This is a genomic window from candidate division WOR-3 bacterium (genome assembly GCA_039801085.1).
Lineage (GTDB): Bacteria > Hydrothermota > Tepidihabitantia > Tepidihabitantales > Tepidihabitantaceae > JAOABP01.
In genome coordinates this window covers 502,369-519,013 of record JBDRTY010000002.1, presented here as the reverse complement: position 1 = coordinate 519,013, position 16,645 = coordinate 502,369, and the positions used below count along the sequence as shown (strand labels likewise).

Here is a 16,645-nt window from a genome sequence, read left to right as displayed (position 1 = left end):
GGAAATGGAGCAGAAAATGAACGGTAAAGAACTGAAGCTTTTTTCGGGGCGGGCAAACCGACCGCTCGCAGAAAAAATTGCCCAACGACTTGAAGTTCCCTTGGGCAACGTTGAAATATCAAATTTTGCCGACGGTGAAATCCGCATCAGTATCAACGAAAATGTCCGGGGGGAGGATGTATTCGTAGTCCAGCCCACTCCACCGCCTGCCGACAATCTACTGGAATTACTGCTGATGATTGATGCACTGAAGCGGGCTTCTGCCCGGCGTATTACAGCAGTAATTCCTTACTACGGCTATGCGCGCCAAGACCGCAAGGACCGCCCCCGAGTACCACTTTCTGCCAAGCTGATTGCCAACCTTTTGACCCGTGCCGGTGTCGACCGGATTCTGACTATTGATCTGCATGCGGAACAGATTCAGGCATTCTTTGACATACCGGTTGATCATCTTTATGCAACACCGGTACTGGTAGAATACCACCGTCAGTTTGCCGACAACCTCGTGGTCGTCGCCCCAGACACCGGTCGGGCAAACCGGGCACGAGGTTTTGCTCAGCGTCTGGGGAAGGATACGCCGATTGCAATAATTGATAAGCGCCGGACAGCACCCAATCAGGTTGAAGCCTTGCGGGTGGTGGGGGAGGTGGAAGGGCTGGATGCACTGATTTTTGATGACATGGTTGATACTGGTGGTACCCTGATCCGGGCTGCCGAAGCACTGGTCAAGGCAGGAGCGAGGAATGTCCGTGCCACCGCTACGCATGGGATATTTTCCGGTGATGCGGTGCACCATCTGGTGCAATCGCCGATCACGGAGATAATAATCACCGACACAATCCTGCAACCCCCAGCCAAGTCCCATCCGAAAATCAAGGTATTGACCATCTCCGCCCTTCTGGCTGAAGCCATCTTCCGCATCCATCGGGAAGAATCGGTAAGTTCATTATTTATTGATTAAAAAGGAGAGTTATGGCACAAATTAAAGCAAGTATCAGAACCGAAACCGGAAAATCAAGAATTAGAAAACTCCGCCGTACCGGGATGCTGCCGGCGGTGATGTATGGACACGGTGATCCGTCACTCATGCTTTCCCTTTCCGCCCATGAGTTCATGATGCTCTTGAAGGAACTGAAAGGTCATGCACCGATTGTTGATGTTGTAATTGACGGACAGGGGACGACCCGCTGTGTTATCAAGACGATCCAGCGTAATCCGATTGACGGTTCATTTCTTCATGTGGACTTTCAGAAAGTGCATCTCCACGAAAAGATCACAATGAATGTCCCGGTAATTCTTCACGGAACTGCTGAAGGCGTAAAACAGGGCGGCATGCTCGAACTGTTGTTGCGGGAAATTCCGGTGCGCGCTACAATTGACAGGATACCGGAACATATTGACATCGACATCACTCATCTGAAAATGGGACACAGTATTCACATCTCCGACCTGAAGTATCCGGAAATCGAGTTTGCGCTCCCGCCGGAATCGGCAATCGTCACCATTCTGACGCCACGCAAACTGGCAGCTGCTGCCGAAGCAACCACACCCCAGCCGGAGGCCCCGGCTGAACCCGAAGTCATCAAGGAAAAGAAGAAGGAAGAAACGGGCAGCGAAGAAGGTAAGGCAGAAGCAGAAGCCAAGAAGAAAGAAGAGAAAAAATAGCATGACCATCTTCGGGCTGGGAAACCCCGGACCACGATACGCTTATACCCGGCATAATGCCGGTTTTCTGGTTGTTGATACTATCGCCCACCGGCTCGGCATCCGGTTTCATCATCTCCCTGGAAGCCTTGTAGGACGAACGGTTATTGACGCCAAGCCTCTCACTCTGGTCAAACCGCTTCTGTTCATGAACAATTCAGGTGTTGTCGTTAAGGAACATCTTTCCCGAAATCCGGATCATTTTCTCGTAGTGGTCGACGATATTGCCCTGCCGTTCGGGACTCTGAGACTGCGTCCTAAAGGTTCTGACGGTGGACACAAAGGACTGGCATCGATCATCTTTTACCTGAAGACTGATAACTTTCCTCGCCTGCGTATCGGCATCGGCAGCCCCGACGGTGTTGAGGCGGCTGAATATGTCCTCTCACCCTGGACCGACGAGGAAACAAGGCAGTTACCTGAGGTGCTGAACCGGGCGGCCGATGCCTGCCTGTTCGTCTTCCAGCACGGTCTGGAAATGGCAATGAACCGCTTTAATACATCGACCCGGAACTCTATCGTACCGCCACCAAAAGAAAGGATGGTATCACAGTGAAAGTCGGACTGGTAGGTCTGCCCAATGTGGGCAAAAGTTCCCTGTTCAATCTGTTAACCGGTGCGGGCGCCCGGGTCGATCTTTTCCCGTTTACTACAATTGAAAAAAATGTCGGTATCGTTGCCGTACCCGATGAGCGGTTAAATCGGATCGCTGATGTCATCAAGCCGAAGAAAGTAACCCCGGCACACATCGAGTTTGTCGACATTGCCGGACTGGTAAAAGGTGCTAGTTCGGGCGAAGGGCTGGGAAACAGATTTCTTGCTCATATCCGTGAGGTAGACCTGCTGCTTCATCTTGTCCGCAATTTCTCCACACCTGACATTCCGCACATCCTAGACTCAGTCGATCCGGACCGGGATGTGGAAATCGTCGAATCCGAGCTGGCGATCGCTGACCTCACCGTCGTGGAAAAAAGACTGGCATCGGCAGTAAAGGAACCGGAGAGCCCCCACAAGCACCACCTGATTGCCGCCCTGAAGAAACTGGACACCGCACTTCAGCGCTCGTTTCAACCTCCAGATCTTACACTGGAAGAAAAGCATACGGTCCGAGAGCTCGCTCTCTTTGTGCTGAAACCGGTCCTCTATGCACTGAACTGTTCTGACGCTGAACCGGCAGATCTCAGCCATTTCCCAAAGCTTGCCCGGCGTCAGCCGATTCTGTTTTCCGCACTACTGGAACAGGTGCTTGCCGATCTTTCTGAAACTGACCGGCGGGAAATGCGTCTCAGCCTCAATCTTCATCCTGAAGGACCGGGGGCAATTGTAAGTGCCTGTTTTACTACCCTGAATCTCCGCCGATTCTACACTGTGAAGGGAGAAGAAACCCGCGCCTGGTCGGCACCAGCGGGCACTACTGCACTTGATGCTGCCTATATGATACACTCTGACATTGGCAGTGGTTTTATCAAGGCAGAAGTGGTCAACTGGCAGGACCTGATTACCGCCGGTAGTTTTTCGGCTGCCCATAATGCCGGCAAGGTAAAAATTGAAGGTAAAAGCTATCTGATTCAGGATGGCGATGTCCTCTTGATCAGATTCAAATAAGAAAAGGAGGATCGATGAACAATTATGAGCTGGCGGCAATAATTGATGGTAATCTGAATGAAGAGTCGGTAATCAGAATCCGTCAAGAACTGGAGCAGTTACTGAAAAACCATGGGGGCAGTGTACTTGATGCCAGAACGGAACGCCGCGCCTTCGCCTATCCGATCCGGAAACAGCGTGAAGGCACATATATTTTCATCAACTTCCAGTCCCCCCCTACTACTCCGGAAAACCTCAGGCGCGACCTGCTGCATCGAGAGGAATTGCTGCGGCTTGCAATCTTTAGGCTGCCCCAGCAGAAGACAACTGAACCAGCGCATAACGAAGCACCAACCCCGACATCAACGGTATGAGTATGAACGATCAGAAACCAAGTGCTGCAAATTCATCCCGGGGCGAAGGTTTCTCGGGCCCGGGACTGCGTCTTGCCTATCTGAATAACGTTGTAGTCATGGGACGGCTGGTTGCCGACCCGGACATCCGTTACACCCCCAAGGGAACTCCGCACTGCACCTTCCGGATCGCAGTCAACCGACGATTCAAAGATCAGACCAGCAATGAGTGGCGGGAAGACACTTACTTTTTTACTGTTAGTAGCTGGGGACCGCTGGCAGACCGGCTCTCCGACCGGCTGAAGAAAGGCTCGGCAGTTCTGGTCCAGGGCGAACTGCGGTCCCGCTCCTGGGAAACTCAAACGGGTGAAAAACGGAGCTTGGTAGAGATCCACGGCCGAAGCATCCAACTGCTTGACCGGGGTGCCCCGATTGAACTGGAAACGGCTGAACCGGAACCGGACCTGCCCCCCGATGAGGAAACTGATATCACCAAGGATCAGCTCGATGACATACCGTTTTAACTCTAACTCGGCAGAATTTGACAAAGGGCGAACTTTTTGTTATAAGTTTTGATACAATGAAAATATACGCAGCTAAAAAGGAAAAAATCAAAGGTGAGTGGTATCTGATCGATGCCCGGGACCAGATTCTTGGCCGGCTTGCAAGCCGGATCGCACGGCTTTTAATGGGCAAACACCGGCCAACCTATACGCCCCATGTCGATGCGGGAGATCATGTGGTAGTTATCAACGCCGGCGCTATCCGTGTAACAGGAAATAAATATGAAGATAAGATTTATTACCGGCATATCAATACCAAGCCGGGGCATCTGAAACAGATCACTTACCGTCAGATGGTGGAACGATTTCCCACCCGACCGTTGAAACTGGCGGTATTGCGCATGCTGCCGAAAAATCGCCTTCAGGCACGGCGCATTCGCCGACTTCATATTTATTTAAACTCCGATCATAAGCATCAGGCGCAGAAACTTGTGCCCGTAGAAATAGAGTAAATTATGGATTCAAACACTTATTTTGCAACTGGCTCGCGCAAAACCGCTACTGCCAAAGTATGGTTAATTTCAGGAGAAACTGAGCATACTGTAAACGGGCGGTCACTGCTGAGCTATTTCGGCCGGGAGGATCTGGTAAAAGTTGCCCTTACTCCGCTGCAAGTAACGGGGATGACCAGCTTTGGTGTACGCAGCGTGGTCGCTGGCGGCGGACTGTCAGCTCAGGCGGCTGCAGTTTCCCTGGGAATCGCCCGCGCCCTTTTGCGGTTTAACCCCGAACTCAGGGGGACATTAAAGGCGGCGGACCTCCTCAAACGGGATCCGCGGGAAAAGGAAAGAATGAAATACGGACTGGCAAAAAGAAGGAAGCGGTTCCAGTGGACCAAACGTTAACCATCAAACAACTCTTGGAAGCCGGGTTACATTTCGGACACCATGCCCGGCGCTGGAATCCGAAGATGAAACCGTACATCTTCGGAAAGCGGAATGGCATCTTCATTATCGACCTCGAAAAGACACTCGAACGACTGAGCGTTGCCTATAATGCGGCGCGTTCCATTACCGAATCTGGAAAAGATATAATTTTTGTCGGGACAAAACAACAGGCAAGACCGATTATTGAGGAGGAGGCACGGCGCTGTGGCGCCCCGTTCGTTACTGTGCGCTGGGTAGGAGGACTGCTGACCAATTTCAATGTTGTCTCTACCAGAATCACCCGGCTGGCAGAACTGGAGCGCATCCTTAGTAATACCCAGCTGACCGCCCCGAAAAAAGAGACCCTGCGACTGCAGCGGGAATACCGGACACTATCCAAACTGTTCAACGGGCTGCAACAGCTGGACCGGCTGCCCGGCGCAATTTATGTGGTTGATCCGGTCCGGGAAGCGACCGCGGTTGCCGAAGCCCGGAGGATGAAAATTCCGGTCATTGCCCTGATCGATACTAATGGCAATCCGGAACTCATCGACTATCCGATCCCGGGAAATGATGATGCCCTCCGGTCGATCCGCCTGGTAACGAGTCATATTGCCAGTGCGGTAATGGAAGGCAAAAAGCAGTTTGAAACTGAAGTCGAGGAAAAAACTGAGGCTAAGGCAGATAAGGAAGGATAACCATGAGTCAACCGATGGACAAGGTTGTTGAATTGAGAAGACGGACCGGTGCCGGCGTGATGGACTGCAAGACCGCGTTAGAAGAGGCAAACGGCAATATCGAGCAGGCGATTGAAATTCTGCGCAAGCGCGGAATTGCTAAAGCAGCCAAGAAGGCAGAACGGCCAACCGCCGCCGGCGTCATTGACGCCTACATCCATCCCGGTGAACGGCTGGGTGTGCTGATTGAAGTTGATGTGGAAACCGACTTTGTTGCCCGGAATCAGGAGTTCCGACGGTTTGTGCGTGATGTCGCCATGCATATTGCCGCCTGTGACCCGATTGCCATTGACCGCAACGGGGTGCCACCAGAAGTGATTGAACGAGAACGCCGAATCTATCAGGAACAGGCAGCGCAGACCGGAAAACCCCCTCAGGTAGTAGAGAAGATTGTGGCCGGTAAGATTGAGAAATTTTATGCTGAGGTCTGTCTGCTGGAACAGCAGTTCGTGAAAGCACCGGAGAAAACTGTTGGCGATTATCTAAAGGAAAATATCGCCAAGTTCGGTGAAAACATCGTAATCCGGCGATTCGCCCGGTTCAAACTGGGTGAGTAACTACTACCGACGAATTCTGCTCAAATTATCCGGTGCAGTCTTTGCTCAAGAGGCACTGTTATCCTCGGTCATTAAACAACTCTGTCAGTTAAACGAGCTTGGCATTCAGGTTGCCGTCGTCCCCGGAGGGGGAAATATTCTGCGGGGCCGGGAAACCGCCAATATGGACCGTGTAGCTGCAGACAGTATCGGCATGCTGGCAACCGTACTCAACGGCATTCGTCTGTCCGAACTTCTAGGAAAACATCTGCCAGTGCACCACTTGGCTGCTTTCCCGGTAGGAAATCTCGTTCCCGGCTATTCGGTTCACCAAGCCCGGGCACATCTGGGACAGGGAGCATTACTGATTTTGTCCGGTGGTACTGGCAACCCATTCTTTTCGACCGACTCAGCGGCTGCATTGCGGGCAGCAGAGCTGAAGCTGGATGCAGTGCTTAAGGGGACGAGAGTCTCAGGTGTGTTTTCTGCCGACCCGGAGACCGAACCTGGAGCGGTTTTTTATCCCCGCCTGACTTATGAAGAAGTAATAAACAGGAATCTGAAAGTGCTGGATCGGACAGCCGTTATTCTGTGCCAGCAGTATTCAATACCAATTGTGGTATTTGACATTAATCAGCCGTCGGCTATTTTAGATATAGTGAGAGGGGAAAAAATCGGGAGTGTGATATGTTAGAAAAACTTTACACTGAATGTCGGAACAAAATGACCCGTGCCGTCGAAGTGCTGGCGGCGGAGTTCGCCCGCATTCGTACCGCCCGAGCCAACCCGGCAATCCTGGATGGAGTGAGGGTAGAGTATTATGGCACCCCGACTCCGCTCCGTCAGGTCGCCAATATCTCGGCGCCCGAACCGCGCCAGCTGATCGTTCAGCCGTGGGATCGAACCCTGCTGCCAGAAATTGAAAAGGCAATCCTGAAGGCAGAATTGGGACTGACTCCAAAAGTGGAAGCCAATCTTGTCCGGATTCCAATCCCCCCCCTCACAGAAGAACGGCGCCGGGAACTGGCTAAACTGTGTTCCAAACTTACCGAAGATGCCCGGGTGGCGGTACGTAATGTGCGCCGAGACTTTATAGAGGAAATAAAGAAACTGGAGAAGGAAAAGAAAATTTCTGAAGACGATGCCAAAGGTGCACAGAAAAAGATTCAGGAAATTACCGACGAATTTATCAAGAAACTCGATGACCTTTTGGCAAAAAAGCAGGGCGAAATAATGGAAAGATAGACGCACCCCTTGGGGCGTCTTGTATAAATATTTTTGATGCCCACTGCCAATGACCTCAAAATCCCGGTCCATATTGCGGTTATTATGGATGGCAACGGCCGGTGGGCTCGCCAACGGGGATTACCTCGGCAGCTGGGTCATCGGCAGGGGGTCAAGGCGCTGCGCGAAATTGTCCGGACCTGCGGTGAAATTGGAGTAAAGTTTCTCACCGCTTTTACCTTCTCCACCGAAAACTGGCAGCGGCCGGCTCAGGAGATTGAGAACCTGATGAAACTTCTGGCACGGGCGATAGAACAGGAACAGGCTGAGTTAATAAAAAACAATGTCCGGGTCCGAGCGATTGGCAGATTGACAGACCTCCCTGAATGGGTTCAAAAAAAACTCCGCACGCTGATTTCCGAAACCAAAACCAACACCGGACTGAATCTAACACTGGCACTCAGCTACGGTGGCCGCGCAGAAATTATCGACGCGCTGAAAAAGGCATATACACTCTGGCGCAGCGGTCGGCTCAGCCGACCGCCCCGCGCTGAAGAGGAATTTACTCAGCTGCTTTACGATCCGGAATTGCCCCCAGTAGACCTGCTGATCCGCACCGGCGGTGAACAGCGGATTTCCAATTTCCTGCTCTGGCAGAGTGCCTATGCCGAACTGTTCTTTACTGAAACACTCTGGCCCGATTTCCGCCGGGAACAACTGATGGCAGCAATCGCCGATTTCTCCCGGCGCCAGCGCCGGTTCGGAAGAATCGATGAAAAGTAATTTCAGGGGAAGACTGATTATCGGCCTGCTTCTCGCCCTGCTGGTCAGCTTTGTCATTCTCCGGCTTCATCCCTTGGTCCTTGCAGTTCTTACGGGTGCATGGAGTATTCTGGCGACCCTGGAATTTCTGAATCTGTTGCGCCGGGCGGAAATTCTGCTCCCAAACTGGCTGATACTGATGCTCGAAGTACTGATTATGTTCTCTGCCTATTTCCAGCTGCTGCCTGAATTTCTGATTCTAACCATCGCCTTCCTCTTCATCACCCCGCTTTTCTTCCGTTCACCTCTGCCCCGAATCCCGGTCTATTCACTGTTTACGGTCATCTATCTTGGTTACCTCCCGGCACATCTAATTTTGCTCCGGCAGTTCGCCGGGGAAAAAAATTACAGTGCTTGGCTCGTACTTTTCCCCCTCGCACTCACCTGGCTGAGTGACACCGGAGCATACGCAGTCGGGAAAATTCTCGGGCGGAAAAAGATCGCCCCCAGAATCAGTCCAAACAAGACTCTGGAAGGTGCAATCGCCGGTCTGGCAACGGCTGCTGCAGTCAGCAGCCTCTGGCTGCCGAAACTGCCCCCCTTCAGTTCCCAACCTTTCTTGATTGCACCGCTTACCGGTATCTTCCTGTCCGCTGCTGGTCAAACCGGAGATCTGTTCGAATCAATTTTCAAACGGGCAGTGGATATCAAGGACAGCGGCCGGACGCTGGGAGAACATGGAGGATTTCTGGACCGTGTCGATTCATTGCTTTTCGCCCTGCCTGCATTTTACTATCTGGTTCTGCTCATCGCCAGATGAACACCAGTCATGTAATCGCAGCCGGATCAAAGCTGAAGGCGGAGCTGGTAGCCTTTGATTCGTTCGGGGTCAAGGGGATGTGCACCTGCATCCACACGCCGGAAATTACTGTTGTCACCGACCCCGGAGTCTCAGCTCAGACTGAACAGTTCCCGCTCCCCGCCGAAGTCAGGGAAAAATTACGGGAACAGTATGAATATAAGGTAAAGAGCCGCTGCGCTGAAGCTGAGGCAATCGTCATTTCCCATTACCATCTCGATCACTTTTTTGACCTCCGGGACCCCGCAATTTACGGTGGTAAAATCATCTTTCTGAAATCATTTTATGATCAGCCGGCAGCACAGCAGGAAACCGCCCGGCGCTTTCTGAAGACAATTGACGGACTGCCGCGGGAGATTGTCATCGCAGACGGACGCCGTTTCCAATTCGGCAAAACTGAAATCGGCTTTTCTCCTCCTGTGTGGCATGGCGCAGCGGAGGCAGAACCGGGAAAAGTGATTATGACCGAAGTATGCCGGGGACGGAACCGGATACTGATTAGTTCTGATGTTGCCGGTCCGGTAGATGTTGAAACAACCGACTTAATCGCCAGCATCAAACCCAGCGTGTTAATCATTGATGGTTATCCCACCATGCTTCATGCCTATCCGACAACCAGCATTCCGTTTGTAATCAGTCTGGTCAATATCATCTATTTGCTGCTTCTGCCTTCGGTAGAGGTGCTGGTCCTTGACCATCATCCGGCTCGCGACTACCGCTATCCAGCACTACTGCTGCCCTTGTATCAGATCGCCCGGAAAATGAAAAAACAATTCGGCACGGCGGCTGAGGTGTCGGAAATGAAAAGTGCTGTACTGAATGCACTTGAGAACTACGGCACCACCCGCTGGCACCGCTGGCAACCACTGACGATAGAAATGTTTGCCCGGCTCCTTGATGAAGCACTGAATTCTGGAAACATCAGACCGGCATGGCTGCGACAGCGGCTCGGAATTGAGTCCGGCACGGTGCAGGACCGGCTGCGGCAATTGTCCACTTAGAACCGGAGTTCACTGATTCCGTAATCTGTACCGGCCGAGCAAGTTTGACAAACTAAACATTACCCGTTAGGATTATCTATGAGCAAAAAGCTGCGAGCCGGTCTGATTTTTTTAATTGTGCTGCTGACACAATTCCCTGCCTGCCGACGCAAACTTGCAGCAGATTATTTTCCGTTGGTCCCGGGTGCAGTCAGAATCATGGAAATTACCGAACACCGCATAACCGGTCCGGATACTGCCACCACCCGGGAGACAAAGGTAGTCGAAGTAGTCAAGGGCTTGAGAGATATTCCGGGACTGGGAAGGGTCTGGGTAGTAGAAGTACCACTCGGCTCCCAGAAGTCAGCCATGTTCTACTTTCAGCGTCGGGGTGATACAGTTTTTAAGTTTGTCCCCGGTGTCGGCGGCAGAATTGAAAGAATTATCTACTTAATTCAGCCTTTGACCATTGGAAAGAAGTGGTTTGATTCTGAACAGGAGCGGGAGGAAAATGAGGTCACCGGCTGTGAAGACGTCACCGTACCCGGTGGTACCTTCCGGCAGTGCTTCCGTGTTGAATCCCGAAGCAGCCGGGTTGACTTTGCACAGACTGTATGGCTTGCCAGCGGCTTGGGGGTAGTTAAACGCATTAAAACCCAGCGCTGGACCCATGGAGATACCATTCGGGAACTGTTCCGCCAGGAAGAGTTAGTCGAGTACCGGATTATTAAAAAGGAAAAATGAGCCCTTCGCCGGTCTCGGCCTTTCAGGTATTATCCTGCCTTGCTTGACTTTGACTGAATAATAATTACTATTACATATATCAGGAATGAGGGCCAGCTATGATTAACAGCCGCAATTCCAAGGCGGTAGGACTTTTTGCCGGCAGTCTGGACAGCATCTTGGCATTCAGGCTGATCGGTGAACAGGGAATAGCTGCTGTAGCGTTACATTTCAGACTGCCGTTTGCAATTCCGGGCAGAACCCCAACCGACGATCAGCTGCAGAATCAGGCAAAACTACTGGGAGTATCCCTTGTGACCTTTGATGCCGGTACAGATTATCTGGAAATCGTGCGCAACCCTCAGCACGGCTACACTGTCAAAATGGCACCATGCGTTGACTGCATGGCATATATGCTGAAGCAGGCAAAGCTGCTGATGCAGGAAATCCGGGCTGATTTCGTTTTCACCGGTGAGGTGCTGGGTCAGCGCCCCTTTTCTCAGAACAAACGTTCACTGAAACTGCTGGAAAAACTCACCGGGCTTGAAGGCAGAATCCTGCGCCCGCTCTCGGCAAAACTGTTGGAACCGACAATCCCGGAGCTTTCCGGGCTGATTCGCCGGGAACGGCTGCTGGACTTTCACGGCCGGAATCGGCGCCGGCAGATCCGGTTGGCGCGCGAATTCGGAATCGTTGACTATCCCATTCCCGGGGGTGGTTGTCTCTTGACCGACACTAATTTTGCCGCCCGGTGCCGGGATGCTATCGACAAGAACGAATTTCAAACTCTGACTGATATCCGGCTGCTGAATTACGGCCGCCATTTTCGCCTCCCTGGAAACTCAAAGCTGATTGTCGGCCGGAATGAGGAGGAGAACCGGATTCTGGAAAGCCTGAACGACTCCGACCAGCTGATTTTGAAACCGGTAGAAACAGTAGGCCCGGTGTGTATTCTGCGGGGGACGAAACCGGCAAAGAAAGAAATTGAGCTGGCAGCACAGATCTGCGCCCGGTACTGTGACCATCCGGAGGAACAACTGGTAAAAGTGGCTGCTAACGGGAAAATTTATAAGGCACGACCGTGCGCTGAGGAGGAACTTATCCAGTGGCGGATTGGCGGTCCGATTACCAGACCATCCCCCGTACTGGAATTTGACCGAAAGGGGAAAAACCATGACCGAAGAAATCCGGCAGCGGATTAAACAGGTGATTGAACAGAAAATCAAACCGTCCCTTGCACTTGATGGCGGGAGCATTGAACTGGTAAGTATTGAAGATAATGGCGTTGTGCGGGTTCGCCTAACAGGTGCCTGCGCCCATTGTCCGTTTTCCAGTCTGACTCTGGCAGCAGGGGTGGAAAAAACGCTCAAGGAACTAATTCCGGAAGTCCAGCAGGTGGAACCGGTCCTATAAAGCCGACAGCTCAGGGACGATCCAGACCTTCCAGAAAATTCTGACGGTAAGCCAGACTGTAGGGTATCAGGTACCAAATAGTGGAATAAAAGCCGACTCGGCGGGGACGACGGACAAAACGGTCCACCAGTGAATCAAAGGCATAAAACCGGCTTTTAATCCAGGCAGGCTCATCAGTCTGAACCATCGGATGATATCTCACCGGAACGAACCGACCGTTCCGGTCGATAAAACGGGTTTCAATGAAATCCAGATCGGTCCGGACGAGAAGCCCGGCAATGCGGTGGTAGTCCACACCTGAGTCGGGCAGCGTAATCCGTGCACCCACAAGAATGCGCCGTGCATGAAGAAATTTTACCCGGCGGTAGAGTTGTTTTGCTACTGCCGGACTTTTCAGTGCCTCCTCCAGCCAGGGATCAAAAAAACTTTCATTGAGGTAAATAATTTTCACCCCGGCTTTAGCCAGCATCCGGACCAGCTGGGGATATTCAAAAAGCCGGCTGCCGGCATTAACAGTCCAGTGGCGTCGGAATCGCCAGAGGATACGAAAGAGCGCATAGTAGTATTCAGGATACCGGGCAATATCTTCGTCCAGCAGCCGGATTTGTTTTTTCGGTAGGGCCAGCACTTCGCCGATAATTTCATCCTTCTGCCGGAATGCTGCCTGTTCACCATAATAAAGAAATTCCGGACACAGCGATCGAACACGATCGGGACAGGCACAACCGCGCACAAACTGCACTACCTGATAGTTAACGTTCATCATACCAGGCTTGGGGAATATCAGTTTGGGAACGACATAGTGCGGCTGCTGAAGAGCAGAGTAACAGGAAAGCAACCGACCCTGCCGGGCATCTTCACGGATACGGTCCCAGACGAGCACGATATCACCACAGACGCGGTACCGGACCCAGCCCGGCGGATTATCTCCCCAGGCAGTCACCTGCGGTCCGAAAAGCACCACCGGCACCTGCACCTCATAGAAGCGCTCAGTCAGTACCCGGGCCGAATTCTCACAATTAAAATCCACCCGCACCACCACCAGCTCGTAACCGCTGGTGGTTATTACCTGCAGCCGCTCATCCTGGTAGACAAACTCATCATCCGGGGTCAGCGCTGCCAGACGGCAGATTTCCAGGTCCGGACACAGAAAAAGCCGGGCACCTCGAGGCGGAAACCCCTCGATAAACTGCTGCGGCTCCGGGGCAGCCGCCACACCAAGAATTCTCACTTGAAAAGCAGCCGTCTGAGATCATTAAACAGCGTAAGCGCCACCAGAATTCCAATCACAGCCCAGCCGATGCTGTTCGCCCAAGTGAGTTCCCGGTCGGAAAGCGGCCGGCGCCGGATACCGGCAACGACATCCAGCAGAATTCGTCCTCCATCGAGCACCGGCACCGGCAGCATATTGACTACAAACAGATTGATGGAGAGCAGCGCCCAGAGCGCCAGAAAATACTCCCACCCCCAGCTCGCCCCCTCCCAAGCAATCTTGGCAACCATGATCGGTCCGCCAATGGCACGGGATGATATCTTCCTAGTAATCACTTTGTAGATAATTACGAAGGTCTGAACCGTTATGTAACCGGTGCGCCTTGCCCCCTCCCACACCGCCTGCGGCAGAGACATCGCCCTGCGGGGCAAACGTACCCAGACCCCGATCTGACCAAACCGTTCCCGGCTCAGCTGATCCTGCTCCAGCGCCGGAACGATTGAATCGACATACAGAGATTCTCCCCGCTGCCACCGAAGTTCAATCGGCATCCCGCCATGCTCGCGGACCACACTGACAAACTGTTCCCAGCTCTGAACCTCATTACCCCCAACCGTCAGTATACGGTCGCCAGCACGAAGCCCGAGTCTTGCCGCCGGACTGCCGGCACGCACCCGGTCAATCACCGGTGGAATGAACGGCTCCAGTTCCAGTGTTTCGGGAACCAGATACTGGAAAACCAGCGTGCTATCTCCCCGCCGGGTCGTGACTGCAACCTCTTTCCCCCGATGCTTCATCAGGAGCTGCTGCAAGGTTTCAAAATCCGGAACAGTATCACCGGCAACTGCAAGTATCCGGTCCCCTGCCTGCAATCCTGCCACCTGCGCCCCGCTGCCAGGTAAAGGGGTTACCAGCGGTGACACTGAAGTAACTCCGAAAATAAGATACATGGCTACAATAAGAACAAAGCCCAGCACAAGATTGAAGAACGGACCGGCAGCAATCACCGCTACCCGGACTCCGACCGGCTTACTGCTGAATCCCCCCTGCGCCGGATTGTCCTCTCCCACCATTTTAATGTATCCGCCGAGCGGCACGAGCGAAAGTCGGTACTCAGTTTCACCGATACGCCTCTTCAGTATTACCGGACCGAAACCGATGGAAAATGAGTCAACCGGAATCCGACCCAGCTTGGCTACGATCAGATGCCCGAATTCGTGAATAGTGATCAGTACGCCGATCAAAATTGCCACCAGTCCGAGCGTACTCAAGGATGTAAACATCTCCTTCCTTTCAGTTAATTCCGATCAGTTTGCGGGCGAACTCTCCTGCCCGCCGTTCCAGCTGCTGCAGGAGGGAAATAGAAAACCTCTTTCTTTTTTTCTCGCCAGTAAACTGCGCTAATGTCTTTCTGATTATACCCGGGATTTCCCCGAAGGCAATCTGCCCCTGAAGAAACGCTTCTACCGCAACATCATTAGCAGCATTAAGCGCACAGGTTCCGCTGCTGCCGGCAGCCAGTGCCCGGTATGCCAGCTGAACGCAGGGAAATCGCGCCTGATCAACCGGCAGAAAGTGCAGTTTCATCCCCTGTTCGATATCCAGAAACTGGACAAGCGAATTCTGCCGTTCCGGCCAGGTCAGGCAGTATTGAATTGGCAGTCGCATATCCGGCACTGACAGCTGAGCCAGAAACGAACCGTCCCGGAATTCAACCAGTGCATGCACTACTGATTCCGGATGAATCACCGCTGTCACCTGGTCCGGACTGAACCCGAAAAGCCGGACAGTCTCGATCACCTCCAGCCCTTTGTTCATCAGTGTCGCCGAATCAACGGTAATTTTCTTACCCATTTTCCAAACCGGGTGACGCAGCACCTGCCGCACCCGGGCATCTGCCGGCGGTCCGGTCCGGCGGAACGGCCCGCCCGAAGCGGTGAGAATGACGCGGCGGACCTCAGAAACATCTCGTCCCTCAAGACACTGATGAATGCCAGCCAGTTCGGAGTCAACCGGCAGTACTGTGCCGTGATAACGCCGGGAAAATCTCATCAACGGTTCACCGTAAACAACGAGTAACTCCTTGCTTGCCAGAGCCACCTTTTTACCCTGACGCAAAGCTGCCAGCACCGCGCCGAGCCCTCCGGTCCCGGACATTGCCATCACCAGCGTATCGATCTCATCACTGCCCGCAAACTGCTCCAGCGCCCGCATGCCACCCAGCACGCGGAAACGCCTCCCCAACCTTGATTTTACCCGTTCGGCCGCCTGCACATCACTGAGAAGCACAAAACCGGGCTGATACCGCTCCGCCTGAAAGCAGATTTCCGACACTGCCTGATGGGCAGCAATCGCTGCCAGTTGAAACCGGTCCGAAAGGTGTTCAATTACTGCCAGCGCTGATTTCCCCACCGAACCGGTGGAACCGAAAACTGCAATTTTTGTTCTCCTCATAACAGTGCTTCACACAGTCGCAGGTCCTCAGGATAGGTCACCTTCAGATTCGGCCTGGTGTTGATGATCACAGCAGGAGAAAGTCCCAGCAGTTCCACCGCCTGACAGTCATCGGTTATCAGCATTCCCTGATTGCTGCCTTTCGCATATCCCCGGCGCAAAATCCCCAGATCAAAGAACTGAGGTGTCTGAATTGCCACCAGACCGGAGCGGTCAACGGTGCGCACAATCCTGTCTTCTATCACCTCTTTAATCGTGTCAGTTACTGGCACACCAAAGGCAACCGCACCGGTTTTGCGCACCGCTTTCAACCCCAGCGTCAGCATTGGAACGGTAATCAACGGCCGTGCCGCATCATGAACCGCTACATATCCATCCCCCGGCAGCACTGCCAATCCCAGCATCACCGAGTCCATCCGCTCTCTCCCCCCACAAACCACATCAATTACTTTTCTTAACCGCAGCACCGCTACCATTTTCCGTACCTGCCTGATTTTACTTGGATTGGTAACTACGACATACCCTCGGATTGCCGGACAGCGCTCAAACGTCTGCAGACTGTAATAAATGAGCGGCTGTCCCCGGAGCATTGCGAACTGTTTCAACCCGCCGAATCTCCTGCCCCGGCCTGAGGCTAAAATAATTCCGTAGCCGGACTCTCCGCTCTTGACCAC

General features: G+C 52.9%; 22 protein-coding genes. 18 read left to right on the top strand and 4 right to left on the bottom strand.

Annotated features, from left to right (window positions below):
- The first annotated feature begins 16 nt into the window (after positions 1-16).
- The 18 genes from ABIK48_06710 (at position 17) to ABIK48_06625 (ending at position 12,304) form a co-directional block, all read left to right on the top strand.
- Positions 17-961 (top strand): ribose-phosphate pyrophosphokinase, encoded by a 945-nt coding sequence (locus ABIK48_06710; protein MEO0021848.1) that lies wholly within the window; start codon positions 17-19, stop codon positions 959-961.
- An 11-nt stretch (positions 962-972) separates the two neighbouring features.
- Positions 973-1,665, top strand: a complete 693-nt coding sequence (locus ABIK48_06705) for a 50S ribosomal protein L25 (GenBank protein MEO0021847.1) — start codon at positions 973-975, stop codon at positions 1,663-1,665.
- 1 nt (position 1,666) lies between these two features.
- Positions 1,667-2,260: an aminoacyl-tRNA hydrolase gene (gene pth, locus ABIK48_06700; GenBank protein MEO0021846.1), complete on the top strand. Its 594-nt coding sequence runs from the start codon at positions 1,667-1,669 to the stop codon at positions 2,258-2,260.
- The gene (gene ychF, locus ABIK48_06695) at positions 2,257-3,309 is read left to right on the top strand and encodes a redox-regulated ATPase YchF (protein MEO0021845.1); all 1,053 of its coding nucleotides are present in this window, start codon (positions 2,257-2,259) and stop codon (positions 3,307-3,309) included. Before pth ends, ychF begins: the two co-directional genes overlap by 4 nt.
- Before the next feature lie 14 nt (positions 3,310-3,323).
- Complete coding sequence (gene rpsF / locus ABIK48_06690; GenBank protein MEO0021844.1) at positions 3,324-3,662, top strand: 30S ribosomal protein S6; 339 nt, start codon at positions 3,324-3,326, stop codon at positions 3,660-3,662.
- Positions 3,663-3,664: 2 nt separating this feature from the next.
- Complete coding sequence (locus ABIK48_06685) at positions 3,665-4,165, top strand: single-stranded DNA-binding protein (GenBank protein MEO0021843.1); 501 nt, start codon at positions 3,665-3,667, stop codon at positions 4,163-4,165.
- Positions 4,166-4,221: 56 nt separating this feature from the next.
- The gene (gene rplM / locus ABIK48_06680; GenBank protein ID MEO0021842.1) at positions 4,222-4,656 is read left to right on the top strand and encodes a 50S ribosomal protein L13; all 435 of its coding nucleotides are present in this window, start codon (positions 4,222-4,224) and stop codon (positions 4,654-4,656) included.
- Between the two features lie 3 nt (positions 4,657-4,659).
- Positions 4,660-5,049, top strand: coding sequence for a 30S ribosomal protein S9 (rpsI, locus tag ABIK48_06675; GenBank protein ID MEO0021841.1), 390 nt, complete (start codon positions 4,660-4,662; stop codon positions 5,047-5,049).
- On the top strand, positions 5,034-5,768 hold the full coding sequence (gene rpsB, locus ABIK48_06670) for a 30S ribosomal protein S2 (protein ID MEO0021840.1): 735 nt from the start codon (positions 5,034-5,036) through the stop codon (positions 5,766-5,768). Before rpsI ends, rpsB begins: the two co-directional genes overlap by 16 nt.
- 14 nt (positions 5,769-5,782) lie before the next feature.
- Complete coding sequence (gene tsf, locus ABIK48_06665; protein MEO0021839.1) at positions 5,783-6,364, top strand: translation elongation factor Ts; 582 nt, start codon at positions 5,783-5,785, stop codon at positions 6,362-6,364.
- Positions 6,357-7,037, top strand: coding sequence for a uridine monophosphate kinase (locus ABIK48_06660; GenBank protein MEO0021838.1), 681 nt, complete (start codon positions 6,357-6,359; stop codon positions 7,035-7,037). Before tsf ends, ABIK48_06660 begins: the two co-directional genes overlap by 8 nt.
- Entirely contained in the window at positions 7,031-7,588 is a 558-nt protein-coding gene (gene frr, locus ABIK48_06655; protein ID MEO0021837.1) for a ribosome recycling factor, read from the top strand. The genes ABIK48_06660 and frr overlap by 7 nt, the downstream gene beginning before the upstream one ends.
- A 36-nt stretch (positions 7,589-7,624) precedes the next feature.
- Entirely contained in the window at positions 7,625-8,350 is a 726-nt protein-coding gene (gene uppS / locus ABIK48_06650; protein ID MEO0021836.1) for a polyprenyl diphosphate synthase, read from the top strand.
- Positions 8,340-9,149: a phosphatidate cytidylyltransferase gene (locus ABIK48_06645; GenBank protein ID MEO0021835.1), complete on the top strand. Its 810-nt coding sequence runs from the start codon at positions 8,340-8,342 to the stop codon at positions 9,147-9,149. The genes uppS and ABIK48_06645 overlap by 11 nt, the downstream gene beginning before the upstream one ends.
- On the top strand, positions 9,146-10,189 hold the full coding sequence (locus tag ABIK48_06640) for an MBL fold metallo-hydrolase (protein MEO0021834.1): 1,044 nt from the start codon (positions 9,146-9,148) through the stop codon (positions 10,187-10,189). The genes ABIK48_06645 and ABIK48_06640 overlap by 4 nt, the downstream gene beginning before the upstream one ends.
- Before the next feature lie 78 nt (positions 10,190-10,267).
- Positions 10,268-10,912 carry a hypothetical protein gene (locus ABIK48_06635; protein MEO0021833.1) on the top strand — a complete coding sequence of 215 codons (645 nt, stop codon included), beginning with the start codon at positions 10,268-10,270 and terminating at the stop codon, positions 10,910-10,912.
- Between the two features lie 98 nt (positions 10,913-11,010).
- A complete protein-coding gene (locus tag ABIK48_06630; GenBank protein MEO0021832.1) occupies positions 11,011-12,093 on the top strand; it encodes a tRNA 4-thiouridine(8) synthase ThiI in 1,083 nt (360 codons plus the stop codon).
- Positions 12,077-12,304: a NifU family protein gene (locus ABIK48_06625; protein MEO0021831.1), complete on the top strand. Its 228-nt coding sequence runs from the start codon at positions 12,077-12,079 to the stop codon at positions 12,302-12,304. Before ABIK48_06630 ends, ABIK48_06625 begins: the two co-directional genes overlap by 17 nt.
- 10 nt (positions 12,305-12,314) lie before the next feature.
- Here ABIK48_06625 and ABIK48_06620 read toward each other — a convergent pair whose 3' ends face one another.
- From ABIK48_06620 to ispD, 4 genes are read right to left on the bottom strand one after another with little or no spacing between them, the layout of a single operon-like run.
- Entirely contained in the window at positions 12,315-13,535 is a 1,221-nt protein-coding gene (locus ABIK48_06620; GenBank protein ID MEO0021830.1) for a hypothetical protein, read from the bottom strand.
- Positions 13,532-14,800 (bottom strand): RIP metalloprotease RseP, encoded by a 1,269-nt coding sequence (gene rseP / locus ABIK48_06615; GenBank protein ID MEO0021829.1) that lies wholly within the window; start codon positions 14,798-14,800, stop codon positions 13,532-13,534. Before rseP ends, ABIK48_06620 begins: the two co-directional genes overlap by 4 nt.
- 10 nt (positions 14,801-14,810) lie before the next feature.
- A complete protein-coding gene (dxr, locus tag ABIK48_06610) occupies positions 14,811-15,971 on the bottom strand; it encodes a 1-deoxy-D-xylulose-5-phosphate reductoisomerase (GenBank protein MEO0021828.1) in 1,161 nt (386 codons plus the stop codon).
- A complete protein-coding gene (gene ispD / locus ABIK48_06605) occupies positions 15,968-16,645 on the bottom strand; it encodes a 2-C-methyl-D-erythritol 4-phosphate cytidylyltransferase (GenBank protein MEO0021827.1) in 678 nt (225 codons plus the stop codon). Before ispD ends, dxr begins: the two co-directional genes overlap by 4 nt.

Excerpts from the sequence above, each read along its gene's own strand:
- tsf (MEO0021839.1), top strand. The coding sequence starts at position 5,783 with ATGGACAAGGTTGTTGAATTGAGAAGACGGACCGGTGCCGGCGTGATG.
- ABIK48_06710 (MEO0021848.1), top strand. The coding sequence starts at position 17 with ATGAACGGTAAAGAACTGAAGCTTTTTTCGGGGCGGGCAAACCGACCG.
- rseP (MEO0021829.1), bottom strand. The coding sequence starts at position 14,800 with ATGTTTACATCCTTGAGTACGCTCGGACTGGTGGCAATTTTGATCGGC.
- ABIK48_06705 (MEO0021847.1), top strand. The coding sequence starts at position 973 with ATGGCACAAATTAAAGCAAGTATCAGAACCGAAACCGGAAAATCAAGA.
- ABIK48_06685 (MEO0021843.1), top strand. The coding sequence starts at position 3,665 with ATGAACGATCAGAAACCAAGTGCTGCAAATTCATCCCGGGGCGAAGGT.
- uppS (MEO0021836.1), top strand. The coding sequence starts at position 7,625 with ATGCCCACTGCCAATGACCTCAAAATCCCGGTCCATATTGCGGTTATT.
- ABIK48_06640 (MEO0021834.1), top strand. The coding sequence starts at position 9,146 with ATGAACACCAGTCATGTAATCGCAGCCGGATCAAAGCTGAAGGCGGAG.
- dxr (MEO0021828.1), bottom strand. The coding sequence starts at position 15,971 with ATGAGGAGAACAAAAATTGCAGTTTTCGGTTCCACCGGTTCGGTGGGG.
- ABIK48_06630 (MEO0021832.1), top strand. The coding sequence starts at position 11,011 with ATGATTAACAGCCGCAATTCCAAGGCGGTAGGACTTTTTGCCGGCAGT.
- frr (MEO0021837.1), top strand. The coding sequence starts at position 7,031 with ATGTTAGAAAAACTTTACACTGAATGTCGGAACAAAATGACCCGTGCC.
- pth (MEO0021846.1), top strand. The coding sequence starts at position 1,667 with ATGACCATCTTCGGGCTGGGAAACCCCGGACCACGATACGCTTATACC.
- rplM (MEO0021842.1), top strand. The coding sequence starts at position 4,222 with ATGAAAATATACGCAGCTAAAAAGGAAAAAATCAAAGGTGAGTGGTAT.
- rpsI (MEO0021841.1), top strand. The coding sequence starts at position 4,660 with ATGGATTCAAACACTTATTTTGCAACTGGCTCGCGCAAAACCGCTACT.
- rpsF (MEO0021844.1), top strand. The coding sequence starts at position 3,324 with ATGAACAATTATGAGCTGGCGGCAATAATTGATGGTAATCTGAATGAA.
- ABIK48_06645 (MEO0021835.1), top strand. The coding sequence starts at position 8,340 with ATGAAAAGTAATTTCAGGGGAAGACTGATTATCGGCCTGCTTCTCGCC.
- ABIK48_06635 (MEO0021833.1), top strand. The coding sequence starts at position 10,268 with ATGAGCAAAAAGCTGCGAGCCGGTCTGATTTTTTTAATTGTGCTGCTG.